The organism is Methylobacterium sp. CM6257 (assembly GCF_054611515.1).
The window spans coordinates 6,542,820-6,567,086 of record NZ_CM137735.1 but is presented as its reverse complement, the minus strand read 5'-3'; the positions used below and the strand labels follow the sequence as shown (position 1 = coordinate 6,567,086).

The 24,267-nt window shown below is 70.6% G+C and carries 22 protein-coding genes; 8 read left to right on the top strand and 14 right to left on the bottom strand.

Annotation, left to right across the window (positions count from 1 at the left end):
- Window positions 1-19: 19 nt before the first annotated feature.
- Window positions 20-910, bottom strand: coding sequence for a DMT family transporter (locus tag ACYCO6_RS32070; RefSeq protein WP_459766967.1), 891 nt, complete (start codon window positions 908-910; stop codon window positions 20-22).
- Window positions 911-1,143: 233 nt separating this feature from the next.
- Between ACYCO6_RS32070 and ACYCO6_RS32065 the strand changes: the two genes are divergently transcribed.
- Window positions 1,144-2,016: a YihY/virulence factor BrkB family protein gene (locus tag ACYCO6_RS32065; RefSeq protein WP_459766964.1), complete on the top strand. Its 873-nt coding sequence runs from the start codon at window positions 1,144-1,146 to the stop codon at window positions 2,014-2,016.
- The gene (locus tag ACYCO6_RS32060; RefSeq protein ID WP_459766961.1) at window positions 1,995-2,867 is read left to right on the top strand and encodes an alpha/beta fold hydrolase; all 873 of its coding nucleotides are present in this window, start codon (window positions 1,995-1,997) and stop codon (window positions 2,865-2,867) included. Before ACYCO6_RS32065 ends, ACYCO6_RS32060 begins: the two co-directional genes overlap by 22 nt.
- Window positions 2,868-3,004: 137 nt before the next feature.
- Here ACYCO6_RS32060 and ACYCO6_RS32055 read toward each other — a convergent pair whose 3' ends face one another.
- Entirely contained in the window at window positions 3,005-4,783 is a 1,779-nt protein-coding gene (locus ACYCO6_RS32055) for a glucan ABC transporter ATP-binding protein/ permease (RefSeq protein WP_459766958.1), read from the bottom strand.
- Between the two features lie 280 nt (window positions 4,784-5,063).
- Between ACYCO6_RS32055 and ACYCO6_RS32050 the strand changes: the two genes are divergently transcribed.
- Together ACYCO6_RS32050 and ACYCO6_RS32045 are read left to right on the top strand one after the other, a co-directional pair.
- Window positions 5,064-5,837, top strand: coding sequence for a motility protein A (locus tag ACYCO6_RS32050; protein WP_459766956.1), 774 nt, complete (start codon window positions 5,064-5,066; stop codon window positions 5,835-5,837).
- An 82-nt stretch (window positions 5,838-5,919) separates the two neighbouring features.
- On the top strand, window positions 5,920-6,753 hold the full coding sequence (locus tag ACYCO6_RS32045) for an OmpA/MotB family protein (RefSeq protein WP_459773813.1): 834 nt from the start codon (window positions 5,920-5,922) through the stop codon (window positions 6,751-6,753).
- Between the two features lie 9 nt (window positions 6,754-6,762).
- Here ACYCO6_RS32045 and ACYCO6_RS32040 read toward each other — a convergent pair whose 3' ends face one another.
- Complete coding sequence (locus ACYCO6_RS32040; RefSeq protein WP_459773811.1) at window positions 6,763-7,281, bottom strand: CAP domain-containing protein; 519 nt, start codon at window positions 7,279-7,281, stop codon at window positions 6,763-6,765.
- Window positions 7,282-7,371: 90 nt separating this feature from the next.
- Window positions 7,372-10,014 carry a DUF3772 domain-containing protein gene (locus ACYCO6_RS32035; RefSeq protein WP_459766953.1) on the bottom strand — a complete coding sequence of 881 codons (2,643 nt, stop codon included), beginning with the start codon at window positions 10,012-10,014 and terminating at the stop codon, window positions 7,372-7,374.
- Between the two features lie 513 nt (window positions 10,015-10,527).
- Between ACYCO6_RS32035 and ACYCO6_RS32030 the strand changes: the two genes are divergently transcribed.
- Window positions 10,528-11,076, top strand: coding sequence for an HNH endonuclease (locus ACYCO6_RS32030; protein ID WP_091782538.1), 549 nt, complete (start codon window positions 10,528-10,530; stop codon window positions 11,074-11,076).
- Between the two features lie 19 nt (window positions 11,077-11,095).
- Here the strand turns inward: ACYCO6_RS32030 and ACYCO6_RS32025 are convergent, their stop codons facing one another.
- The 3 genes from ACYCO6_RS32025 to ACYCO6_RS32015 form a co-directional block, all read right to left on the bottom strand.
- Complete coding sequence (locus ACYCO6_RS32025) at window positions 11,096-11,335, bottom strand: hypothetical protein (RefSeq protein ID WP_459766950.1); 240 nt, start codon at window positions 11,333-11,335, stop codon at window positions 11,096-11,098.
- 26 nt (window positions 11,336-11,361) lie between these two features.
- Window positions 11,362-12,261, bottom strand: coding sequence for an outer membrane protein (locus ACYCO6_RS32020; protein WP_459766948.1), 900 nt, complete (start codon window positions 12,259-12,261; stop codon window positions 11,362-11,364).
- 245 nt (window positions 12,262-12,506) lie between these two features.
- Window positions 12,507-13,496: an outer membrane protein gene (locus tag ACYCO6_RS32015; RefSeq protein ID WP_459766946.1), complete on the bottom strand. Its 990-nt coding sequence runs from the start codon at window positions 13,494-13,496 to the stop codon at window positions 12,507-12,509.
- Window positions 13,497-13,787: 291 nt separating this feature from the next.
- Here ACYCO6_RS32015 and ACYCO6_RS32010 point away from each other — a divergent pair, with 291 nt between their 5' ends.
- Window positions 13,788-14,126, top strand: a complete 339-nt coding sequence (locus tag ACYCO6_RS32010; protein WP_459766942.1) for an MmcQ/YjbR family DNA-binding protein — start codon at window positions 13,788-13,790, stop codon at window positions 14,124-14,126.
- Between the two features lie 4 nt (window positions 14,127-14,130).
- Here the strand turns inward: ACYCO6_RS32010 and glmM are convergent, their stop codons facing one another.
- The 6 genes from glmM to pal form a co-directional block, all read right to left on the bottom strand.
- Window positions 14,131-15,471 (bottom strand): phosphoglucosamine mutase, encoded by a 1,341-nt coding sequence (gene glmM, locus ACYCO6_RS32005; RefSeq protein ID WP_459773809.1) that lies wholly within the window; start codon window positions 15,469-15,471, stop codon window positions 14,131-14,133.
- Between the two features lie 142 nt (window positions 15,472-15,613).
- Window positions 15,614-16,360 (bottom strand): sulfite exporter TauE/SafE family protein, encoded by a 747-nt coding sequence (locus ACYCO6_RS32000; RefSeq protein ID WP_459766940.1) that lies wholly within the window; start codon window positions 16,358-16,360, stop codon window positions 15,614-15,616.
- Between the two features lie 213 nt (window positions 16,361-16,573).
- Window positions 16,574-18,496 carry an ATP-dependent zinc metalloprotease FtsH gene (gene ftsH, locus ACYCO6_RS31995; protein WP_459766938.1) on the bottom strand — a complete coding sequence of 641 codons (1,923 nt, stop codon included), beginning with the start codon at window positions 18,494-18,496 and terminating at the stop codon, window positions 16,574-16,576.
- A complete protein-coding gene (tilS, locus tag ACYCO6_RS31990) occupies window positions 18,493-19,653 on the bottom strand; it encodes a tRNA lysidine(34) synthetase TilS (RefSeq protein ID WP_459766936.1) in 1,161 nt (386 codons plus the stop codon). The genes ftsH and tilS overlap by 4 nt, the downstream gene beginning before the upstream one ends.
- Window positions 19,650-20,645 carry a tol-pal system protein YbgF gene (gene ybgF, locus ACYCO6_RS31985; protein WP_459766934.1) on the bottom strand — a complete coding sequence of 332 codons (996 nt, stop codon included), beginning with the start codon at window positions 20,643-20,645 and terminating at the stop codon, window positions 19,650-19,652. Before ybgF ends, tilS begins: the two co-directional genes overlap by 4 nt.
- 118 nt (window positions 20,646-20,763) lie before the next feature.
- Complete coding sequence (gene pal / locus ACYCO6_RS31980) at window positions 20,764-21,258, bottom strand: peptidoglycan-associated lipoprotein Pal (RefSeq protein ID WP_459766932.1); 495 nt, start codon at window positions 21,256-21,258, stop codon at window positions 20,764-20,766.
- Window positions 21,259-21,616: 358 nt separating this feature from the next.
- Between pal and ACYCO6_RS31975 the strand changes: the two genes are divergently transcribed.
- Window positions 21,617-22,021, top strand: a complete 405-nt coding sequence (locus tag ACYCO6_RS31975) for a response regulator (RefSeq protein ID WP_459766930.1) — start codon at window positions 21,617-21,619, stop codon at window positions 22,019-22,021.
- A 5-nt stretch (window positions 22,022-22,026) separates the two neighbouring features.
- Here ACYCO6_RS31975 and ACYCO6_RS31970 read toward each other — a convergent pair whose 3' ends face one another.
- A complete protein-coding gene (locus ACYCO6_RS31970) occupies window positions 22,027-23,061 on the bottom strand; it encodes a WcbI family polysaccharide biosynthesis putative acetyltransferase (RefSeq protein WP_459766928.1) in 1,035 nt (344 codons plus the stop codon).
- Window positions 23,062-23,135: 74 nt separating this feature from the next.
- On the opposite strand from ACYCO6_RS31970, the gene ACYCO6_RS31965 reads away from it, so the two are divergent.
- The gene (locus tag ACYCO6_RS31965) at window positions 23,136-24,203 is read left to right on the top strand and encodes a GSCFA domain-containing protein (protein ID WP_459766926.1); all 1,068 of its coding nucleotides are present in this window, start codon (window positions 23,136-23,138) and stop codon (window positions 24,201-24,203) included.
- The last annotated feature ends 64 nt before the right edge of the window (window positions 24,204-24,267 follow it).

Below are 24,267 nucleotides of genomic sequence, written 5' to 3'. Positions count from 1 at the left end.
CGGTCGCAGGCGCGGCCGCTCAGCCCCGGCTCGCCACCGCGACGCCGAGGGCGGCCAGCGCCATGCCGGCGCCCTGCACGGGGGTCAGCACCTCGCCGAACAGCAGGTAGCCCAGGACGGCCGCGACCGGCGGGACCAGGAAGAACAGGGCGGCGACGCCCGCCACCGCGCCGCGCCGGATCAGCGCCAGCAGGAGCAGGATCCCGGCCACCGAGTTGACGAGAACCGCCCAGGCGAGCCCGAGCCACAGGGGCGGGGCCGGGTCGATCGCCGCGCTGCCGAAGGCGAGCGCCAGCGGGATGGCGCAGGCCATGCCGCCGACGAACTGGAGCGTCGCGCCGGCGAGGAGGTCGACCCGGCCGCCGGTGCGCTTCTGCCAGAGGGTGCCGAACGTCAGCGCCAGGACCGCCAGGAGGCTGATGGCGAGGGCCCGCGGTGGGATCCCGGACGGGTCCGTGGCGCCGAGCTTCGGTGCGAGCACGAGGGCCGTGCCGGCAAAGCCCATGAGGATGCCGAGCGCCCGCCGCCCGCTGACGCGTTCGCCGAGCAGCGGCCGCGCCAGGAGAGCGGTCAGGAGCGGCTGGAGGCTGCCCACGAGCGCCGCGATGCCGGCCGGCAGCCCGTGACTCACCGCCCAGAACACCCCCGACAGATAGACGCCCTGCATCAGGAAACCCGCAATCACGGAATCGCGCCAGCCCGCCCGGTCTCCCGGCCAGCGCACCCGGGAGATTGCAGCGATCCCGGCGAGGACCAGGGCGACGGCCGTAAAGCGGACGGCGGTGAAGGCCAGCGGGTCTGCGTGCGGCACCACGGCCCGGGCCGAGATGAAGCCGGTCGCCCAGATCGGCACGAACAGGGCCGGGAGGGCGCTGGTCGCGAGGCTCGACGGTCGTACAGAGGCAAGCATGGCCGTATCTAAGGCGCCTCCAGCCGACGGACCGCAACGGCGATTCGGTCGGCTGGACCGCGGCACGCGTCGACGGGCATCCTCCGTGGCCTGGGCGCTTCACCGGGCAGCGAACGCCGCCGGGACGGCGCGGCGGCGTTGACGGGACCGCCGGCGGGCCGTTCATCGGCGGGCCGCGCCGCCACGAGGATCGTTGGACACCCGTGAAATCTCTCCGCAGCGGATTACAGGTCATGGGCGTCGCCGCGCAGCGCTTCGTCTCCCATGACGGCTGGGCGATCGCGAGCCACATCGCGCTCTCGACCCTGACGTCGCTGTTCCCGTTCCTGATCCTGCTGGCGGCGCTGGCCGGCCTGTTCGGCACGCAGTCGCTCGCCGATGAGGCCGGGATCCTGATCTTCGATGCATGGCCGCGGGAGATCGCCAAGCCGATCGTCGGCGAGGTGCACCGGGTGCTCACCGAGCAGCGCCGGGGGGTGCTGACGCTGGGCGCGCTGCTGGCCCTGTACTTCTCCTCCTCGGGCGTGGAGAGCCTGCGGGTCGGCCTGAACCGGGCCTACGGCCTGCGGGAGAGCCGGCCCTGGTGGCTGACGCGGCTCGAATCGATCGGCTACGTGATCTGCGGCGCCTTCGCCATGCTGGCCTTCGCGCTGCTCGTCGTGCTGGGGCCGCTGATCTGGCGCAACATCGTGCTGGTGGCGCCCGGGCTGGAACCCCTGAGCCTCACGGTGGCGATCGGGCGGATCGCGGTCACCGCCCTGCTGCTCGCCCTCGTCCTCGTCATTGCCCACAAGTTCGTCGCGGCCGGGCGGCGCTCGATCCTGTCGGTGCTGCCGGGGATCGGCGTGACGCTGGTCCTGTGGTTCTTCGCCGGTCTCGGCTTCGGGTACTACCTCGACCGGTTCTCGAACGCCTACGCGTCGACCTACGGGGGTTTGGCCACCGCGATGGTGTTCCTGGTGTTCCTCTACTGGCTCGCTGCCATGTTCCTGTTCGGCGGCGAGATCAACGGCACGGTGATCGCCGCCCGCCGCAGCCGCCTGCAGGCGAAGATGCTGGCGCGCCGGGCCGAGATGGAAGGACGATGGACGGAATCGAGCACCTGAGGATCGGCGTGAACGGCGCGGATCTGCACGTGGTGCGCTGCGGCGCGGGGGCGCCGCTGTTGCTGCTCCATGGCTGGCCGGAATTCTGGCTGACCTGGGAGCCCGTGATGGCGCGGCTGGCCACGCGCCACACCCTGATCGCCCCGGACCTGCGCGGCTTCGGCGACAGCGACAAGCCCGAGGGGGCCTTCGGTCCGGCGGATCAGGCCGTCGATATGGCGGCCCTGCTGGATGTCCTCGGGATCGACCGTGCGGGCATCGTCGGCCACGACGTTGGCGGGGCGGTGATCCAGGCGCTCGCCCGGTCTCACCCGGAGCGCTGCGCCGGCCTGTTCCTGTTCGATTTCGTCTATCCGGGGATCGGCGCCCGCCTCGGGGCGCCGGACCGCCTCAACGAGATCTGGTACCAGTCCTTCAACCAGATGGACCTGGCGGTGCAGCTGGTCGGCGCCAGCCGGGCGAGCTGCGGCGCCTATATCGGGCACTTCCTGCGGCACTGGTCCCACCGCAAGGACGCGTTCGATCGCGTGCTCGACGCCTTCGTGGACACCTTCCTGAAGCCCGGAAACCTCGCGGGCGGCTTCGCGCATTACCGGGCCGCCCATACCGGGCGAATCGCGATGCTCGAGGGCGAGGCCCCGCCCCTGCCGCCGATCCCGGTGCCGACCTGCGTGCGCTGGGCCGAGCACGACCCGATCTTCCCCTTCGCCTGGACCGACCGCCTGGGCGAGACCTTCTCGGATCTCGACTGCGCGCTGTTTCCCGGCGTCGGGCACTTCCCCCACCGGGAGGATCCGGAGCGCGCGGCGGAGGAGATCGCAGGGTTCTTCGCGCGGATCGGGTGGGTGTGAGGAACAGTTCCCTCCCCCTTGCCAGCATTGGCTAGGGGGAGGGGTTGTTCAGGATCAGGCATTCCGGTGCCGCTTGCGCCACCCCCAGCTCCTCCCCGCAAGGGGGAGAACACCCGCTCGGCAGCGGCAGCCCATCCTCACGCCGCCAGCGCCAGCCGATCCTCCTCTTCCTCCGCCTGGGCCGCCATGAATTGCGCCCGGGCGAGTTCAGCGAAGCGGCCATCCTGCGCCACCAGCTCGTCGAAGGTACCGGCCTCAACGATCCGGCCCTCGTGGAAGACCAGGATGCGGTCGGCGTTGCGGATCGTGGCGAGGCGGTGGGCGATCACGAAGGTCGTACGCCCCTCCATCACAGTCTCCAGCGCGCCCTGGAGCTTGCGCTCGGTGGCCGCGTCGAGGGCCGAGGTGGCCTCGTCGAGGATCAGGATCGGCGGGTTCTTCAGGAGCGCCCGGGCGATCGAGAGCCGCTGGCGCTCGCCGCCCGACAGGGAGCGGCCGCGCTCGCCGATCACCGTGTCGAGCCCGTCGGGCTGGCGCGCCATGAAGGCGCCGGCCTGGGCCCGCTCCAGGGCGTCGAGCATCTCGGCATCGGTGGCGTCGGGGCGGCCGACCTGGAGGTTCTCGCGGATCGAGCGGGCGAACAGCATCGGCTCCTGGAACACCACACCGATGTTGTGGCGCAAGGACGCGAGGCCGACGTCGCGGACATCCATCCCGTCGATGCGGATCGAGCCGGAGGCCGGGTCGAAGCTGCGGTGCAGGAGGCCGAGCGTCGTCGACTTGCCCGAGCCGGTGGTGCCCACGAGCGCGATCGTCTCGCCCGGACGGGCCGAGAACGAGACACCGTCGAGCGCCTGGCGCCGACCGTCGTACGAGAAGGCGACGTCCTCGAAGGTGACCTCGCCGGCAAAGCGCGCCACCTGCCGGGCATGCGGCCGGTCGGCCACCGCCGGCACGGTGTCGTAGATCTCGAAGAACTCGGCGATCTTCGGCGCCTGCTGGAACAGGCCGTTCACGAAGCCGACCACGTGGTCGAGCCGCGCCACGAAGGCGGTGGCGAGGCTCATGAAGGCCACGACCTCGCCCACCGTGGTGGTGCCCGCCTGGTAGAGCCAGATGCCGGTGACGAAGATCGCCGTCATCGTGATGGTCGCCGAGGCCCGGGTCGCCACGTTGGCGAGCGCCCACCAGGACAGGACCGGGATCTGCGCGGCGAGCAGGTTGGTGATGATGCCGCGCATCGCCTCCTTCTCGGCCTTGGCGCGGGTGAAGGACTGGATCACCGCGACGTTGCCGAGCGCGTCGGAAGCGTGGGCGGCCAGCCCCGAATTGAATGCCTCGACCTGCCCCTGCAGCGTCTCGGTCCGGCGCATCACGAAGGTGGTGAGCGCCGTGAAGGCGAGCACCAGCACCACCAGGATCGAGCCGAGCTGCCAGTTGATGAACAGCGTCATCGGCAGGAGCACGCCGAGCGAGACCAGGGCGACCAGATGGTCGCGGAAGAAGCCGAGCCACAGCCAGGCCATGCCGTTGGTGCCCTCCAGCATCGCCTTCAGGACGCGGCCGGAATGGTTGGCCGAGTGGAAGGCGAGCGGCAGGTCGAGGACGTGCTCGAAGTAGCTCGCCATCGACGACAGGCGGTTGCGGTGGGCGAGCCGGTCGGCGTGGAGCGCGATGAACACGCCCGCCGCGATGGTGAAGAAGCCGAACGCCACCCAGGCGGCCAGCAGCGGCAGCATGGTGCCCATCGCGTCGCCGCCGCGCTTGAGATGGGTCAGCTGGTCGATGATCCGGCCCATCAGCAGTGGCTCGGCGAAGGCCGCGATCGCCAGGACCACGTTGGTGACGGCCAGGCCTATGGCCAGCCGCCGCTCCGCCCTCAGGAACCCCAGGACCCGCCCGTACAGACGAACCATCGTACCACTCCGCCACCCCTGACGCGGCCCGTGTGACCCGGGTCTCACGCCTTCACCGAGGAGGTTCGCGCCGCCGGCATCAGCGCCGTGTCCGGGTCAAACCCCTCGTACGACACGGGTATGCCAGGCCGCGCCTGAACGGCCGATGACAGACCGATACAGGGTCAAACCGGCTGCCTTTACTGTTCGTTCAGCAAGATTTCCTACCGCTGGGGGCAGCCCGGCCGATTTCGGCCCCGGGTTCCGTTTTTTCAACGATTCGGCATCGGGCACCCGCCTCATGGATCTCGCAACCGCACTCGGCCTGCTCTCGGGCCTCGGCGTCGTGGTCGGGCTGATCATGCTCGATGGCGGCCATTTCGGCGCTTACGCGTCGGAGCACGCGGTGGTGGTGGTGTTCGGCGGCGCCACCGCGGCCACGATGATCCGCTTCCCGTTCTCGGTGATCCTGCACGGCCTGCCCATGGGCCTGCGCTTCGCCTTCATGATGCGCTCGGTGAAGCCGCAGGAGCTGATCGAGGAGATCACCAAGATCGCCGACGTGGTGCGCAAGTCGGGCCCGATGGCGCTGGAGAACATGGAGATCTCCGACCCGTTCCTGGCGCAAGGCGCCCGCTACATCGCCGACGGCTACGACCGCGAGTTCATCCGCGACACGATGGAGCGCGACCGCGACAACTTCCTGATGCATCTCGACGAGGGCTCGAAGGTCTATCGCGCCTACGGCGACTGCGCCCCCGCCTGGGGCATGGTCGGCACGATCCTCGGCATGGTGGCGATGTTCGCCAACATGTCCGACCCCTCGAAGCTCGGCCCCGCCATGGCCACCGCGCTGCTCGCCACCCTCTACGGCGCCGTGATCGCCAACCTGATCACCCTGCCGCTCGCCGATAAGCTGCACGTGAAGCTCGAGGAGGAGGACGTGTCGCGCTCGCTGATCATCGACGGCATCCTGATGATCCGCGACCAGAAGAGCCCGACCCTCGTGCGCGAGATGCTGGTCGCCTATCTGCCCCACAACCACCGCGAGGCGCTGCTGGAGCAGGCAGCCTAGAGCTGCTCACGAGACTCCCGACCAGCAACCGTTCTCTCCCGCGGCGCGGCGGTGCCGCGGGAGTTTCGTGAGGGGCTCCGATATGGCGAAGAAGAAGCGCGGCGGCGCGCATGGCGGCCACGGCTGGTTCGTCACCTTCGCCGACCTGATGGCGCTCTTGATGAGCTTCTTCGTGATGGTCGCGGCGTACTCGACGCAGGACCAGAAGAAGATGCAGATGGTGGCTGGCTCCATGCGCGACGCCTTCGGCGTCAACAAGGAGTCGAAATTCGCCGGCATCATCGAGACCGAGGGCCTGCCGGCGGCCGACCACGTGAAGTACCTGCGGGACATCCCCCCCGATCAGGCCACCGACCGGACCACGCCGCCGCGGCTCAACAAGAGCAGCGAGTTCGGCCTGACCGATACCGGCGAGCCGGAGAATTTTGGCCTCGCGGCCGCCTCCCTGCGGCAGGCCCTGCAGAGCCTGCCGGACTTCGCCGAGCTGTCGAAGAACGTCGTGATCGCCCGGACCGAGCAGGGCCTCGACGTATCGATCGTCGACCAGGATGGGCGCTCGATGTTCCCTGAGGGATCGACCCGCCCCAACGAGCGCACCCGGCGCCTCTTGGAGAAGCTCGGTCCGGCGCTCCGCCAGATGCCGAACCGGATCGCCATCACGGGCTTCACCGCCACGGACCGGCCCGGCCAGCGCCCGGCGGCGCCCCCCTGGGAGCTGTCGGCCGGACGCGCCGTCAGCGTCCGGGAGATCCTGGCCGGCTCAGGCGTGCCGGACGACCGGTTCGCCTCGGTGGCCGGCAAGGCCGACACGGAGCCGATGTTCCCCGACAACCCCTACATGCCGGCCAACCGCCGGGTGACCGTGACGCTGCTCAAGGAAGCGCCGCCGGTGCCGAACGTGAAGGGGCTGCCGTGAGGGTGGCCGCTACTTGGCGGTGAGCAGCGCCCAGTAGACCTTGTATTTCGAGCCCGGGGCATAGGCGGTGGCGATCCCCATCTTGGTCGCCCGCGGCGCGAGCATCGTGGCGTCGTGCGGCGGGCTCTCGCGCCAGCCGGAGAACGCCTCGGCCAGGGTGTGGTAGCCGGCCGACAGGTTGGCGTTCACGTCGGCGTAGCCGAGCCGCTCCACCGCGGCCTTCACGGTCTGCGCCCGGCTCGGCCGGTCGGCCAGCGCCATGGCGGCCGCCTCGGCCTCCGCGAGACGCTGCAATTCGGGATCGACCGCGAGCGGGGGCGCGCCGCGGTTGCGGCGATAGGCCGAAATCATGTCGCGGGCCGTGTCCACGTCGATATGGGCGCTGTTGCTGGCGAGCGGCAGGTAGATGCTCGGCAGCGCCGCCGTGGTCGGCGCCTCGGTGGTGCAGCCGCCGAGCAGCGCCGCAGCGGCCAGCGCGGCCGCGCCGGCGGCCCGGCATAGAGCGCGTCCCGTGTCTCGACCGTCCAGATCCTGTTTCTTCACGTCTCACTCACCCGCGCGACGGCCTTGCCGCCCGCGCGGGATATAGGCGATGCCGGCCGGCTTCGCACCGGCCGGTCAGGCTCCCGCGCTCCGTAGGCTGCGGTCGCGCTGCGCCCGGCCCGGCTCCCCGGTCTCCGGGAGCGGCAGCGCGAACCGGCTCGCGATTTCGCCCATGGCGCTCTGCATCGTGTCGAGCCCCTGCACGGTCACGATGCTGGAGCCCGGTCCGAGCGGCGGGATGAAGCCCGCCCCCGAGAGGGTCGAGAACACCGAGAAGTTCAGGTCGGTGAGCACCTTCTGGCCGAGGCTCACGTCCACGATCCAGACCAGCAGCTCGAACTCGAGGAACGGGTCGCCGATCTTCTTGAACACCACCCGCGGCGGGGGGTCCTTCAGCACGTCGGAATGTCCCTGCGCGCAGCCGGCGATCATCTCGGCGGCCCGCACCGGGTCCTGGTTGCGCAGGACGCTGACCGTGATGCTCACCCTCCCCGAGCGGTCGCCCCGCACCCGGTTCTTCACCACCCCGGAGATCAGGTTCGAGTTCGGCACGATCACGGCCGAGCGGTCGAAGGTCTGGATCTCCGTGGAGCGTACCGAGATCCGCTTCACGATGCCCTCCTGATCGCCGATCACCACCTGATCGCCGACCCGGATCGGGCGCTCCCACAGGAGCAGCAGGCCGGAGACGAAGTTGTTGACGATCGACTGAAGGCCGAAGCCGATACCCACCGACAGGGCGCCGGCCACGATCGTGAGCTTCTCTAGGCTCAGGCCGAGATACGAGAAGGCGAGCGCGAGCGCGATCAGGAAGCCGCAATAGCCCGCCACCGTGGTGATCGAGTTGCGCAGGCCCGCGTCGAGGTCGGTGGCCGGCAGGTAGGTGTTCTCCAGCCAGCGCTGCACCCCGCGGGTGATGAACACGCCGACCACCAGGATGCCGATCCCGAAGGCGATGCTCGACAGCGAGATCGTGACGTCGCCGACCTTGAAGCCGAAGAAGGCCTGCCGGACCGACGAGACGATGTCGGTGGAATCGAGCCCCCAGGGCGCCAGCACGAGGACCGCGGCCGCCAGGAACAGGACGACCCGGGCGGCGCCGGTCGCCAGGACCGAGATCTGATTCAGCGAGCGCTTGCGCAGGCCGGTATTGGCCTGGAGCGCGGTGGCCAGCCGGGTCTCGTCGCTGAGCGCGCGGCCCACGAAGGTGTCGACGCTCTGGACCAGCAGGTAGAGCAGCACCAGCACGCTGGCGTCCCAGATCAGCTGATCGATCAGGAAGGCCGAGAAGACGACATAGCCCACCAGCGCCCCGAGCCCGATCAGCCCCACCGCGGCCCAGCCCAGGAGCCGCGCCGGCCCGCCGATCCCCGTGGTGGTCTTGGTGGGCACGTAGGGGCCGAAGCAGGCTTCCTCCTCCTGCTCGGTGTCGGCGAAGCGGTGGAGACCGACCGCCAGGATCAGGGCCGTGGCGACCGCGCCGATGCCCCGCGTGGCGATGGAGATCGGCAGGGCCGCCGAGATCCCGGAATTGAGCGCCTCCACGGATTTCACCACGGTGATCACCGTGGCAATGCCGACCGCGAGCCGCGTCAGGCGCGTGGCCGCCGCGTCGCTCACGGGGGCGGGGCGCCAAGCGGGCTGCTCGGGGCTGAGCAGCCCGTCGCAGAGCGCCTCCACGAAGGCGATGAAGGCGAGCCCCCCGAGGATCGCGGCCGCCACCGGCAGGAGCCGCGACGGCAGGAGGTTGGTGGCGTCGAGCGCGTAGTAGATCGCGTAGGACCCTGCCACCGCCGGCACGGTGCCGAGCAGGATCACCCGCCAGGCGGCGAGCAGCATGGCGCGCCGCGACGGGTCGGTCCTGGCGGCGTCGCGGCGGGCGCCCCTCGGGGCGATGTTGCGCCGCCCGAAATACAGCGCGATCGAGATGCCGAAGGCGAGCCCCAGGAACAGCAGGTTGCCGATGCTGCCGTTGCGGGAGAACAGCAGCCCGATGTCGGAGACGGCGCTCTGCAGCGCCCGCGTGTCCCGGGGCACGTCGGCCATCACCTTGGCCCAGAGGCCCGGGCCGACCAGCGGCTGCGAACGCTGGAACAGGTCGCGGGTGAAGGATTCGCGCCGGCGGTTCGAGACCCGGTCGACGATCTGATCGCCCTGCACCACCAGGGAGCGTGCGAGACGCTGGGTCTCGTCGATCCGGGTGACGGCGGCTTCGCGCTCGACGCGCTGCTGAGCAACGTCGGCGCTCTCCTGGGTGTCCTTCGGCTTCGGGCCGAGCTGAGCCAGTCGCTCGCGCGCGGCCTCGAGCGGCGCGTCGAGCCGCGTGACCAGACCGCGGATCTCGTCGGTCACCGTGGCGGCGCTGTCGCGGATCGCCGTGAGGTCGGCCACGGTCAAGTCCGTATGCCCCAGCTGCTTCTCGCGGGCGTCCAGTTCGGCCTTGGCGGCGTCGAGCTTGGCGCGGACGACCTTGAACTGCTCGGGGACCTCGGCCTGCGCCGGGGCGGGCGGGGCGGCGGCCGGCTTGGCGTCGGACGGCTTGGCCTCCGCGGCAGGCTTGGCTTCCGCGGGCTTCCCGGCCGGGGCCGGGGCTTGGGCGGAGGCCGGCAGGGGCGCGGCCGCCGGGGTTGCGAGCATCAGGGTGGCGAGGAGAGCCAGCATGCGGGACGCGCGCGGGGCGCCGTCGGGCTTCCGGGTACGCACGGGCGTACGAGTCATGGGCAACCTCTCGTCGGGCGCGCCGGACACGCGGGTCGGGGTCCGGCATCGGCGAATCGGCGGCGACAGGGGACCGGGCCGGCCTCCTGGCGGCCGGGCGCTCTGGGCGAGCAATAGGGCGAAAGCGTGCCCCTGCCCACCCCGGGCCGGATCCGGCGCCGGCCTGCCCGTCTGTGGGTGCGTCCCCGGAGCCCAGCCGGAAAAGCTTCACAAGGGTGTCACGCTGGGATTAGATGAACACCTGATGGACAGGGCCTTTTCGTCATCACGCGAAAGGGCATGGCCGGTCACCGTGCCGGCCCGGCCCGGCCGCGTTCCGGATGCTACCGCCCCGACCGGCGCCCCTGCGCGCCGGCCCGCCGCCCTGTTGCTCCCTCCGCCTCTCCCGCCAAGCCGACGCGCCGCGCGCCGGCCCGTCCCGCATCGGCTTCAGGCCGGTTCGGGCGGGCCGGCGGCGCGGCGGCGCGGTCCCGCGCGTTATCCGCGTCAGAGATAGTCCGAAGAGTCGCGCCGATGATGGATCTCCAAACCCTCGTCCTGAACGCGGATTATCGGCCGCTCTCGTACAATCCGCTCTCCCTCTGGTCGTGGAAGGACGCCTTCACGGCCCTGTTCCTCGACCGCGTCACCCTGGTGGCGAGCTACGACGTCGAGGCGCGCTCGCCCTCGCGGTCGCTGCGGGTGCCGAGCGTGGTGGCGCTGAAGAACTATGTGGCGCTCGCCCGCAGCCCGGCCTTCACCCGCTACAACATCTACCTGCGCGACGGTTTCAGCTGCCAGTATTGCGGCCTGCGGCTGCCCTCCGGGGGCCTGACCTTCGACCATGTGGTGCCGCGCTCCCGGGGCGGCCTGTCGAGCTGGGAGAACGTCGTGGCGGCCTGCTCCCCCTGCAACCTGCGCAAGGCGAACCGCACGCCCGATGAGGCGGACATGCCGCTGATGACCGAGCCGCGGCGGCCGACGCGTTACGAGCTGCACCACCGGCAGCCCGAGTTCGACCACCGGCAGTACCACCACACCTGGCTCGACTACCTGTACTGGGACAGCGAGCTGGAGAGCTGAGGCCGGATCGCCGCGGCGGTCACCAGGCCGGCCCGCGGCGGGGCGGCTCGTTGTACATCGGGACGTTGTGGTTGCGCGGCAGGTAGCCCTGCACCAGCACGGGTGGCGGAACGGCGGGGAGGGTCCGGACCGGGCCGCGGTACCGGACGATGCGCGGTGCGTGCCGCTCCCTGGGCCAATCCGCCGCGACGGCGGGTGCCAGGGTCGGGCCGGCAGCGAGCAGCAGGGCGGTGATCCGGACGGCGCGGTGGTTTCGCATGGGCAGGCTCCCGCCGAGACGCGGCATCAGAACTTGACGGCCGCGCCGGCGCGGACGGTGTTCAGGTTGACCTTGTGCCCGTCGAAATCGCTGAACAGGACGTACTGATACTCGGCGCGGAGCAGGATGTTCGGGGTGATCGCGTACTCGATGCCGGCACCCGCCGCCACGCCGGCGACGACCTTGGTCTTCGACTGTGCCTGGAGCGCGGTGAACGGCGTGCCGCTATAGGGCGCGCTGGGATTGAAGGCCGTGTAGCCGAAATGGTCGACGTAGGTCGGCGTTCCGGCCAAGTTGGCGTTGTAGGCGGTCAGGTTGAACCCGTAGTTCTGGTAGGACGTCGCATCAGCGATGCGCGCCCGTCCGATGGCCACGCCGCCGGTCACGTAGGGCATGAAGTTTTCGAACGCGTAGCCGATCCGCGCGCGCAGCGTGCCGTAATCGTTGACTCGGGTGGCGGTAGATCCGTTCAGGTTCACGGCTTCGTACACGCCGGCGGCGGTGGTCTGGCTGCGGGCGAGCCCGTCGCTCGATACGCCCATCCGGCCGAAATAGGTATAATCGGCCTCGACGCCGAAGACGATCTGGTCGAACTGGACATTGTAGCCCGCGAAGGCGCCGAAGCTGACGTCGCCGACACGCTTCGATGGCGGGCTGAGGAGGGTCGAGGCGCTGAAATCGGACTCGCCCGTCGTGTTGTGCGAGTCCCGATAGATCAGGGGCTGCAGCGCGCCCTTGGTGCCCAGCGTCGCCGAAGTGTACCCGCCATGCCCGCCGACATACACGCCGCTCCAGTCGAACACCGCGACCGGAACCGGATCGTACTCGGCACCGCGCAGGTAATCGTAGTCCAGATCGGCGGCCCGGGCGGTGTTCACGCCGCAGAGGCCGAGAACCGCCAGCAGCGGAAAGGTGACGGTACGCATCGGGATCGTCCTGGAACTGATGAGACGGACGGCGGATCGAGCCTCACCCCGGTGATAGACGAGTAACCTTAATCGTCCGTTGCTGGATTACGATTCCCGGTTCCAAAGTCGGTCAATCTGGTCTTGGTGCGTATCAAACGGGAGCCGAGACGGCGAGCGCCCGGTCACCCGGTGCAGAACGCGAAACGGCGCGGAGGACCTCCGCGCCGTCATCGCTCTCGGGGACTGTTGGGCCCGGTGGGCGATCAGTACTTGCGCACCAGCGGGCCGGGGACCGGCTCCGGCATCAGCGGCGGCAGCGGGGCCGCGACGACGCCGCCGAGGTAGTAGCGCAGGCCGATCTTCACGTCGTGCGCCTCGATGTCCTTCACCTTGATCGCCTGCAGGCTGCCGGTGCAGCACGGCACGTAGCCTGCGCCGGTCTCGACCTTGCCGAGGTTCAGGTAGCGGTAGGCCAGCTCGATCTTCAGCGCGTCGGTCACGTTGTAGGCGAGACCGGCATGGAGGGCCCAGGCGAAGCTGCCGGTGGTCTTGTCCTTGTAGAACCTGCTGCCGCTGTTGGTGTTGTAGACCGCGTTGCCGTTCGCGTCGTAGACGGGCCCGTAGTTGTAGTAGGGCTGCCCGCAGCCACAATCGTAGATCGGGTGGCCGTAATCGTAGCCGTAGGTCGGGCTGGTGAACTGCTGGTTGGTCGAGAAGGACGAGACGTGGTTGAAGGCGTAGCCGACGCCGCCGCCGATGAACGGCGTGATGCCGTACCACGTGCCGAGGTCGAAATAGGCGTTGGCCAGCACCACCGCCGAGTCGAAGTGGCCGCTCGACTTGTTGACGCCGTAGGAGCCGAGGCCGTCGTCGAAGTCCGGTCCGCGGTAATACGCGCTGCCGCGCAGCCCGGTGGAGTAGCGGTACTCACCGGTGATGTCGCCGCGAAGGAACGGTGTGAACTGGTAGCCGACGCCGACGCCCGCGAACCCGCCGCCGCCGACCTCGTTGCCGAAGGCGCGGTTGGCGTCCGGATAGCCGGTGTAGTCGTAGGCCTCGCTGTATTTCGGGCGGGTGTAGACGCTCGCACCGACATCGCCGCGCAGGTACCAGCCGCCGCCGACCTCGATCGGGGGGGGCGGGGGGGGCGGGGGTGGAGGCAGCAGATCCGCGGCGGCGGCGAGGCAGGGCGCGCCGACGCTCGCCGCGAGCGTCAGGCTACGCACCAAGGCATTCAGCTTGGAGCGGGCCATAGAGATTCCTTCACTGAACTCGTGAGCCGGACGCTCGGCGTGCGGACTCGGGGTACGGCGTGAAGGATGAAAGCAACGTCTTAAATCCGGCTTAACGTTAAATGTTAGGCTTGCGCGTTCCTTTCGCTCGGTCGAACCATGCGCGTCGCAGATATTACTTGTCTCTGCGGCAACGCGTCGGCACGTTCGTGGCCATCCACTGTGGCGGCCGGGAGCGCGCGTACATGAGCGGCCCAATCTTCGGCACCCCGGCCGCCGGGCCGCGGGCGGGTGAGCCGGGCTGAGGCCCCGGTGCTCCCCGACGACGTGCGCATCCTAGCGCTGATGCTGCCCGAGGCGGTGGCGGGCGCCCACAGCGGCAATCCGGATTTCCGCGTCGGCGGCCGGGTCTTCGCGACGCTCTGGGTCGAGGAGGCGCGGGTGGTGCTGCGGCTGTCGCCCGAGGATCAGGCTGCCCTGTGCGAGGCCGAGCCGGACCTGTTCGCGCCCCTCGACGGCGCCTGGGGGCGCCGGGGCTGGACCAATCTCGACCTCGACCTCTGCGAGGAGGAGACGCTGCGGGACGCGCTGCTGGCGGCGTGGCGCGAGACGGCGCCGCCGGAGCTGCGCGCCGCCTACGACCCGATCTGACCGATCAGGCCGCGGCCCGGGTCACGGCGTCGACCACCTCGTCGACCACGTCGTTGACGAGGCCGCGGTCGTCGCCCTCAGCCATCACACGGATCACCGGCTCGGTGCCCGACGGGCGGATCACCAAGCGACCGGCATTGCCGAGCCGCTCCCGGGCATGCTCGATGGCGCTGACCACGCTGTCCTGCCGCAGGGGCTCGCCGGCCTTGTAGCGGACATTCTTGAGGACCTGCGGCAGCGGGTCGAAGCAGTGGCAGACCTCGCTCACCGGCCGGCCCTGCCGCTGCACCACGCTGAGCAGCTGCAGAGCCGCCACGAGACCGTCGCCGGTGGTGGTGTAATCCGACATGATGATGTGGCCGGACTGCTCGCCGCCGAGATTGTAGCCGTGCTCGCGCATGTGCTCGAGGACGTAGCGGTCGCCCACCGCGGTGCGGGCGAGCGTCAGGCCGAGGCCGCCGAGATAGCGTTCCAGCCCGAGATTCGACATGATCGTGGCCACGAGACCCGGCTGGGTGAGGCGCTCGTCCTCCTGCCAGGAGCGCGCCACGACGGCCATGAGCTGGTCGCCGTCGACCACGTGGCCCTTCTCGTCGACGATCAGCACCCGGTCGGCATCGCCGTCCAGCGCGATGCCGATATCGGCCCGGCGCTCGCGCACCTTCTCGACCAGCGCCGCCGGCGCGGTGGAGCCGACGTCGCGGTTGATGTTGAACCCGTCCGGCTCGGTGCCGATGGCGATCACCTCGGCGCCGAGTTCCCAGAGCGTCTCGGGAGCGACCTTGTAGGCGGCACCGTTGGCGCAGTCGACCACGACCCGCAGGCCCTCGAGGGTCACGTGCCGCGGGAGGGTCCGCTTGGCGAACTCGATGTAGCGGGCATGCACGCTCTCGATGCGCTTGGCCCGGCCGAGATCGTTGGAGCCGGAGAGCCGCTTGTGCATGTCGGCGTCGATCAGCGCCTCGATCTCGCGCTCGATCGCGTCGTTGAGCTTGAACCCGTCGGGCCCGAACAGCTTGATGCCGTTATCCTCGAACGGGTTGTGCGAGGCCGAGATCATCACGCCGAGATCGGCCCGCATGGAGCGGGTCAGCATCGCCACGGCGGGTGTCGGCACGGGCCCGAGCAGCAGCACGTCCATGCCCACGGACGTGAAGCCCGCCACCAGGGCGGTCTCGATCATGTAGCCGGAGAGGCGCGTGTCCTTGCCGATTACCACCCGGTGGCGGTGGTCGCCCCGCTGGAACACGAGGCCGGCGGCCTGACCCACCTTGAGGGCGAGTTCGGGCGTGATCACCCCGTTGGCCCGGCCCCGGATCCCGTCGGTTCCGAAATACTTGCGCACCATGAGGTCTCCGATGCCCGGTCTCACCGGCCGGACAGAGTTTAGCAGATTGTCGTGCCCGGCGGATGCCCGATTGCCAGCAGCGTGAATCGGGTGCTCCTCGACAAAGGCGGTCGAAATGGGGCCGTTCCCGGCGCCGGGGCTACAGGATCTTCGGGATGGCCGTGGCCGCCAGGGTGATGCCCGACCCGGTCAGGAGGCTCAGCACGAGCCTGCGGAATGCCGCCTCGCTGATGCCCAGATAGGCCCGGGTGCCGAGAAGGGCCGGGAGCAGCATGGTGGGCAGGACCACGGCCAGCATCGGCAGCATGGGCCGGGTGACCACCCCGGAGGCGAGGTAGGTGATCATCGTCACGCCGAGCATCGCGAGGTTGAAGTTCTGGATGATCGTGCGCTGCACGTCGCGCTCGTAGCGGCGCAGGGTGCACCAGAGGGTCGGCAGCACCCCCGTGAACCCGCCCAGGCCCCCCATCACGCCGCCGGCGAGGCCGATGACGGCATCCGCCAGCCGGCCGCCGGCCGTGATCCGCGGCAGGTCCCTGGCGCGGAGCATCAGGGGGCACCAGACCATCAGCAGGAGGCCCAGCAATGCCTTGAACCAGTCCGCGTCGAGGCGGGGCAGCAGGAGGACACCCAGCGGGATGCCCAGGAAGCCGCCGAGCACGAAGGGGGCGAGGCGGCCGAGATCGAAGCCGCGCCGGACCGAGACGGCGGCGACGATCTGGCCGGCCAAGCCTCCGGACACGGCCAGGACGGCGGCGAGCTTCGGATCGAGCACCCAGGCCCAGAACGACAGGGCCACGAGCCCGAAGGCGAAACCCGAGAGGCCTTGCACGAAGCCGGCAACGCCGGCGCCGAGGGCGACGACGAGATAGGTCGAGATGGGCATCCGGGCTCCGCTGCCCCTGGTCGGTGGTGCTGGGTTTTCGCCTCCCTGGACGAGGCCGGGCCTCCGGCCAAGCTGGCAGCCGCGTTTCACCGACAGCAATTCCCGTTTGTCACCGGATATCGGGTCCGGATCGGCGGCCGCCGCGCCGGCGCAACGCAGAAGGGGCGCCCTGGGGCGCCCCTTCCGGATGTGTCCGTCTACTGCGTGACGGCCTCAGGCCTGCGGCTGCGGCTCCAGCCCGCCGTCGCTCTCCTTCGGCCGGCCGCGGCCTGCCGAGGGGACCGAGGAACCCCGGGCCGGAGTCGGCGGCACGTCGCCGCCGTCGCGGATCGGGGGCTGGCCGCGGAGCAGGTTACGGATCTCCTCACCCGAGAGGGTCTCGTATTCGAGGAGCCCCTGCGCCAGGGCTTCCAGGTCGTCCTTGTGCTCGGCCAGGATTCGGCGCGCCTCCTCCAGGCCCGTCTCGACGAGGCGGCGCACCTCGGCGTCGATCTTCTGGGCGGTCGATTCGGAAACCGATTGCTGCCGGCCCATCGACATGCCGAGGAAGACCTCGTCGTTGTTGTCGCCGTACGCGACGGTGCCGAGCTCGGGGCTGAAGCCCCAGCGGGTCACCATCATCTTGGCGAGCCGCGTCGCCTGCTCGATGTCCGATTGCGCGCCCGAGGTCACCTTCTCGGGCCCGAAGATCATCTCCTCGGCGATCCGGCCGCCCATCATGATCGCCAGCCGCGAGGTCATCTGCTCGAAGCTCATGGAGAGCTTGTCGCGCTCGGGCAGCTGCATGACCATGCCGAGCGCCCGGCCGCGCGGGATGATGGTCGCCTTGTGCACCGGGTCGGTCGCCGGGACGTTGAGGGCCACGATGGCGTGGCCGCCCTCGTGATAGGCAGTGAGCCGCTTCTCGTCCTCGGTCATGACCAGGGTGCGCCGCTCGGCGCCCATCATGACCTTGTCCTTGGCGTCCTCGAACTCGTGCATCGTGACGATGCGCTTGCCCCGGCGGGCCGCCAGCAGGGCCGATTCGTTGACGAGGTTCATCAGGTCGGCGCCCGAGAAGCCCGGGGTGCCGCGCGCGATGGTCTTCAGGTCGACGTCGGGCGCCAGCGGCACCTTGCGGACGTGGACGCGCAGGATGCGCTCGCGGCCGGTGACGTCCGGGTTTGGCACCATGATCTGGCGGTCGAACCGGCCGGGACGCAGCAGCGCCGGGTCGAGCACGTCGGGGCGGTTCGTCGCCGCGATGATGATCACGCCCTCGTTGGCCTCGAACCCGTCCATCTCCACGAGGAGCTGGTTCAGGGTCTGCTCGCGCTCGTCGTTGCCGCCGCCGAGGCCGGCGCCGCGGTGGCGGCCGACCGCGTCGATCTCGTCGATGAAGATGATGCAGGGCGCGTTCTTCTTGGCCTGCTCGAACATGTCGCGCACCCGGCTGGCGCCGACGCCCACGAACATCTCGACGAAGTCGGAGCCCGAGATGGTGAAGAACGGCACGTTGGCCTCGCCCGCGACCGCCCGGGCGATCAGGGTCTTACCGGTGCCGGGCGGGCCGACGAGCAGCACGCCGCGCGGGATCCGGCCGCCGAGCCGCTGGAACTTCTGGGGGTCGCGCAGGAATTCCACGATCTCCTGAAGGTCTTCCTTCGCCTCTTCCACGCCCGCGACGTCGTCGAAGCTGACGCGGCCGTGGGCCTCGTTCAGGAGCTTGGCCTTCGACTTGCCGAAGCCCATGGCGCGGCCGGCGCCGGACTGCATCTGGCGCGACAGGAAGATCCAGGCGCCGATGAAGACGAGGATCGGCAGCCAGCTCACGAGCAGCTGGATGAACCAGGGGGTGTTGTCCGACGGAGGACGGGCGGTGATCTGCACGCCCTTGCCCTGGAGCTTGGAGACCAGGCTCGGGTCGTTGGGCGCGTAGCTCGTGAAGTTGCCGCCGCCGACATAGGTGCCGGACACGTCCTGCCCGGAGATCACCACCGACTGGATCTTGCCGGCATCGGCGTCGTTCAGGAGCTGGCTGTAGGCGATCTCGCTGCCGCCGCCCCGGTGCCCCGGGTTCTGGAACAGGGTGACGAGGGCCAGCACCAGCAGGAAGATGACGACCCACAAGGCAAAGTTGCGAAAATTCGGGTTCATCGATCAATCCTTGGCGTGTGCGACCCCCTGACGGACGCGTCGTCCGGTTCGGCCGATCCATCCGTGCACACCTCGCCAATGTAGGCGGGGGGCCCTCCCTTGCCAAGTAATCGACCTCCCCCTGCGGCGAGGGCAGCACCCGGCGCCCTGCGCCGGCGCGGCGGCGCGGGGACGAGGCTCACGGTCCCGCCGGCATCGGCCGAGACCAGAAAACCCGCCAAGGTGCGCCGGATCGGCTCCCGGCGGCGCAGGGCCGGCAGCAGCGCTTCGAGGACCAGGGCTTCCAGGCGTTCGAGGCGGCGCGGCGCCGCGCCCGCCCGTGTCAGGGCGATGTCGATGCAGCGCAGGGCCACGGCTTCCGGCAGCGCCGCGAGGACATCCCCGTCGAGGTGCGGGACGGCGTCCGCCGCTCCGGGCCGCCGCATCGTGCCGAGGGCCTGCTCCGCCGCGCTCCGGAGCGCGACCTCGTCGCGGGCGGCGCGCTCGGCGAGCCGGGCAAGGCGCGCGGGGGTCAGGCCTTCGCGTTCCAGCACCGGCCAGGCCCCGCGCAGGCGGGCGCGGGCGAAGCGCGGATTCACGTTGGCGGGATCGCGCACATACGCGATGCCGCGGCCCTCCAACCACGCCACCAAGTCCGCCTTCGACAGGTGCAGGAACGGACGCCCGAGGGCGATGCCGGGGGCGAGCTCCCGCTCCGCACGCATGCCGGCGAGCCCCGCCGGGCCGCTGCCGGCGGCAAGGCGCATCAGCACCGTCTCGGCTTGGTCGTCCTGGGTGTGGCCGGTCAGCACGAGGCCGGCGCCGACCGCTCCGGCGTGAGCGGCGAGCAGGGCGTAGCGGGCGGTGCGGGCCGCATCCTGAAGGCCGCTGCCAGGCTTCGGGCCCGCCCAGGGCAGGAGCGCGTGGGCCAGGCCGAGATCCCGGGCGGCGCGACCGACGCCCTCGGCCTCGGCGTCGGAGCCGGGGCGCAGGCCGTGATCCACGGTGGCGACCCGCACGGATGCGCCGAGTGCCTCGCGCAGCGAGGCGGCGGCGTGCATCAGGGCTGTGGAATCGGGACCGCCCGAGACGGCGAGGAGAACGCCCCGGCCTTCGCGGGCAGACCGGCCGAGCCAGGAGCTGAGGGCGTCGAGGACCGGGTCGCCCGGCTCGCTCAAGCGCCGCAGCGGGCGCGCTTCTGCTCGCGCACGACGCTCTGGCGGACACCCGTCCCGGCATTCGGGAATTTCCGGTCCAGCTCCGCAAGGGTCGCGCAGGCCTGCTCGCGGGCGCCGAGCGCGTTGAGCGTGACGCCGAGCTTCAGCATGGCTTCGGGGGCCTGTGAGGAACGGGCGTAGTCGGTGGAGACCTTCAGGAACTGCTCGGCGGCCTCGCGGTTGCGGCCGCGGGCGAGGTAGCTCTCGCCCAACCAGTAGGTGGCACCGGCGACGCGGTTGTCGCGCGGATGCGACTGGATGAACTGGCGCAGCCCCATCTCGGCCTGCTCGTACTGCTTGGCGCGGTACAACTCGACGGCGGCGTCGTAATCCGCGGCCGGGTCGCCCGTCCGGGTCGCGGCCACGCTCTCGGAGGGACGCGCCGCCGGAATCGCGCCGGTCCGGGCCGGCGGGCGCAGGTCCACGGGCTCGTCGTAGCCGGGGGCGGAGGCGTCGGCGTCCTCATCCTCGCCCGCCCCGTTGATCGCCCCTTGGGGCAGGCGCTGGGGCCGGGGCGCGGCCTCGACCGCCTCCGCGGCCTCCCGGGGGGGCAGCGGCGCGGTGGGCTGGGTGCTGCCGAGCTGCCTCGGGGCGCCCGGCGCGCCGGGGGATTGCGACGGGTCGAAGGCGTCGCCGCGCTTGCCGGGGCGTCCGGAACCCGGATTGCCGCCGTTGACGGCGCCCGACGGCGCGGGGGCCGCGGACGGCTTGCCGCCCTTGCCCTCGTTCAGGCGGAACTCGACGTCCTCCTGGAACTTGCGCAGCTGCTCCTTGAGCTGGCGGTTCTCGTACTGGAGGGTCTCGATCTGCCCGGCCATGACACGGGACTGGTTCTCGATGCGCCCAAGGCGCACCACCAGCTCGGAGGCGTCCTGCGCGGCGGCCGGATGGCCGAGGAGCGCGGCGCCGAGGGCCGTAGCGAGGGCGAGGCGGGTGCGAAGGCGGGCGGGCATGATGCGGCTGCGATCCGGTTTCGGCGCGAGGCCCTATCAGATGCGCCGCACCGCGGCAAAACTGCGGCGCGGGCGGGCAGCGGGGTGAGCCCCGCTCCCGGAAGTGAGGCCGCGCGGGTTACGCCCCGGCGCCACGGTCGAGGACGATCACAGCCCGGCGGTTCTGCGACCAGCAGGAGATGTCGTTGCACACCGCCACCGGCCGCTCCTTGCCGTACGAGACGGTCCGCATCCGGCTCGCCGCGATGCCGCGGCTGGCGAGATAGTCGTTCACCGCCTGGGCCCGGCGGGCGCCCAGAGAGAAGTTGTACTCGCGGGTCCCGCGCTCGTCGGCATGGCCCTCGATGATGAAGGTGTAGCGCGGGTAGCGCTGCAGCCACGCGGCCTGCTTGTCGAGGGTCGCGGTGGCGGTGGGCGTCAGGTCGGTGGAATCCGATTCGAAGAAGACCCGGTCGCCGATGTTGACGACGAAGTCCTGTGCGCTGCCCGGGGTCGCCGCACCCGCGCCGAAGGCGGAAGCGTCGGCGAGGTCCTTGTCGTTGCTGCAGGCGCCGAGGCCGAGAGCGGCGACGAGCGCGAGGCCGAGGGCGGCGGCGCGGAAACGCTGGGGCATGATCGTTGTAACTCCTCGAGCGGTGCCGAAGGCCGGCTGCGGGTCTTCGAGGCGGGTCCGCGTAGTCCTGAGCGCCCTGGTAGGCGCGGATGGTTAAGCGACGGTTCCGCCGAGCGGGATGAGGTGGTCCTGGCCGCCTGGTCCGGTCGGTGGCGTGCGCTGCCGCACGCAGGCGGCTGCTGACGCGCCCGGAATGCGGCGGCGGCGGGGCGGTCGGGCAAGCGCAGCCATTTCCGCCGCGCAGGTTGCGACGATGCAACAGGACCGGTCTGCGCGCAGCCGCGCCCCGGACGGGAGCTTAAAGGATCCTCAACCCCGTTCGTTAAGGATGCGCGGCGTCGATCACCGGATCTTCAGCATGCGTCGCGCCCAGTGCGTCCTCATCGTCGAGGATAGCTACCTGCTCCTCGAGATCATCGCGAGCCTGTGCGAGACGCACGGCATCCGGGTGATCGAGGCCTCCACCGGCGAGGCGGCGCTGACGCTCCTGCGCGCGCGGGGCGGCGAGATCGACTGGCTGTTCACCGACATCCACCTACCGGGGCTGATCGACGGCTGGACCGTGGCCCATACCTTCCGGGCGATCCACCCCGACCGGCCGGTGGTCTACACCTCGACCGATGCCAATCGGCGGAGCGGCGTCCCCGGCAGCCTGTTCCTGCGCAAGCCGTTCCAGATGCAGGAGGTCAACCGGCTGGTGCGGATGATGGTCGAGGGTCTGGGTGAGGTGCGTCTCGACGCGCCGCTCTGCGCGGCGGGCTGAGCCGGTCAGCCGGCCCGGAACAGAGCCACGATCTCCGGCGCGGCGAGCCAGGCGTCCACCCTCGGGCAGGCGAGATCGCCGGCGGGCATCGCATCGTAGATGGCGAAGCTCGCCGCGATGAAGCCCGGCAGGTCGTAGAGGGTCGGGAAGTCGTCGCCGCGCGGCTTGGCCTTGAACAGGTACGAGCCAATGAGCCCGAAATGCTCGGCGACCGGCGGGTAGATCGGCCAGACCACATCCTGCGCCAGTTCGTCACCGAGGTAATCCTCGATCTCGACGGGCTCCGGCGTGAGCCCGCTCTCCTGCAACAGCCGCCGGGCGATGTCGCCGAGGACGTGGACCTTGGGATGGTTCATCAGGTGCATGAAGGCGCCGCGGCGCGCCCAGCGGGTCACCTCGCGCTGCAGGTCGAAACCCAGGACGGCGGCCGCGCCGACGAGCTCGCGCACCGCCGGGTCCCAATGGTCAAAATAGCCCAGGCGCCGGAACACGTCCTCGCGGAACAGGGCGGCGGTGCGCCCGGCATCGAGGCCGAGCCTGTGGGCGGTGAGCGCGATCGCCGAGTGGTACTGCCCCATCGGCGACGGCGTCAGCTTCAGGGCGGCGAGGTCCGAGGCTTGGCCCACATAGACCATGTCCGGATGGAAGGCCGAGAACACGATCGACGGGAAGAGCTTGAGCCGCGGGTCGGCCTCGCGCACTGTGGCGACGTCGCCGCCCGGGATCAGCCCGGCCGGGAAGGCCTGCGAGAAGACGTGGTCGTGGGAGCGCAGGGTCCGGATCAAGCCGTCGACATGGCCGTGGTCGCGCTTCAGCGAGCCCATGGGCAGGTAGCGCACCGGGCTCCGCGGTGCGAGCAGGCGCATCGCCCGGGCGATGCCCCGCGCCTGGCAATTGCCCAGCACCGCGATGCTCGGCCCATTCCGGGTCGTGGCGGCGCGGGCGCGGTTCCGCCATGGTGTCGCCCAGGTAGGCGCCCAACTGGGCGTCGAGAGGGTGAACGCGCTGCGGGCGCGCCGGGGCAGGTCGTTCAGGGCCACGTCGCGTGCCGGTGTCCGCGGACGGCGCAACGGTCCCGAGGGCCTGTCGCCGTCGTGAAGAAGAGGGTTCGAAGATGGCGTTGAATCCGTATACGGGTCTACCGGCCGAGCGATTCTGGCGCAAGGTCGTCACCAACGTGCCGCCCTTCGCGGTCAATCCGCATCCGAAGGACACCTTCGTGATCGGGCCGACCGACAAGGTCGCCACCGGGGGCTCCTGCTTCGCGCAGCGCGTCGCCGAGGCGGTGCGCGGCGCCGGCTTCAACTACTACTTGACCGAGCCGCCGCCCCCCGGCATGAGCGCCGAGGAGGCCAATGCCCGCCAGTTCGGCACGTTCTCGGCCCGGTACGGCAACCTCTATTACACGCGCCAGTTCGTGCAGCTGTTCGACCGGGCCTACGGCCGGTTCGAGCCGGAGCTGAAGGCGTGGCTGCGGGATGACGGCCGCTACGTCGACCCGTTCCGCCCCACCGTCGAGCCGGACGGATTCGCCAGCGAGGCCGAGGTGATCGCCGCCCGGGACGCGCATCTCGCGGAGGTACGCCGCCTGTTCGAGACGCTGGACGTGTTCGTACTGACGCTCGGCCTCACCGAGGGCTGGCGCTGGCGCGCCGACGGCGCGGCGCTTCCCCTCGCTCCGGGGGTTGCGGGCGGGACCTTCGACCCGACCCTCTACGAGTGCGTGAATGCCGGGGCGGCCGAGGTCCTCGGCGACCTCAACGGCTTCCTCGACCGGCTCTGGAGCGTGAATCCGAAGGCGCGGGTGATCTTCACGGTCTCGCCGGTGCCGATGATCGCCACCTACATGGACCGGCACGTGATGGAGTCGAACAGCTACTCCAAGTCGGTGCTGCGGGTGGCAGCCGGCGAGGTGGTCGGCCGGGGTGACCCGCGGGCGGTCTACTTCCCCGCCTACGATATCGTCACGAGCAACGTGAATGCCGGGCGCTACTACAACGAGGACCAGCGCACCATCAACGACGCGGGCGTGCGTCACGTGATGCGCCTGTTCCTGGCGACCTTCGCGCGCGACCGGGCGAACGCGGCTCCGGTCCACGCGCCCGTGGACCTCGCGGCGGAGTTCGAGGGCAATGCCGGCGTGATCTGCGACGAGGAGGAGATCGAGCGCAGCGTGGCGTAGGGTTTGCCTCCGGGCGGGCGTTTCGGGCAGTCTCGCGCCGCCCGGGGCGCCCGCGCCCTTCCGG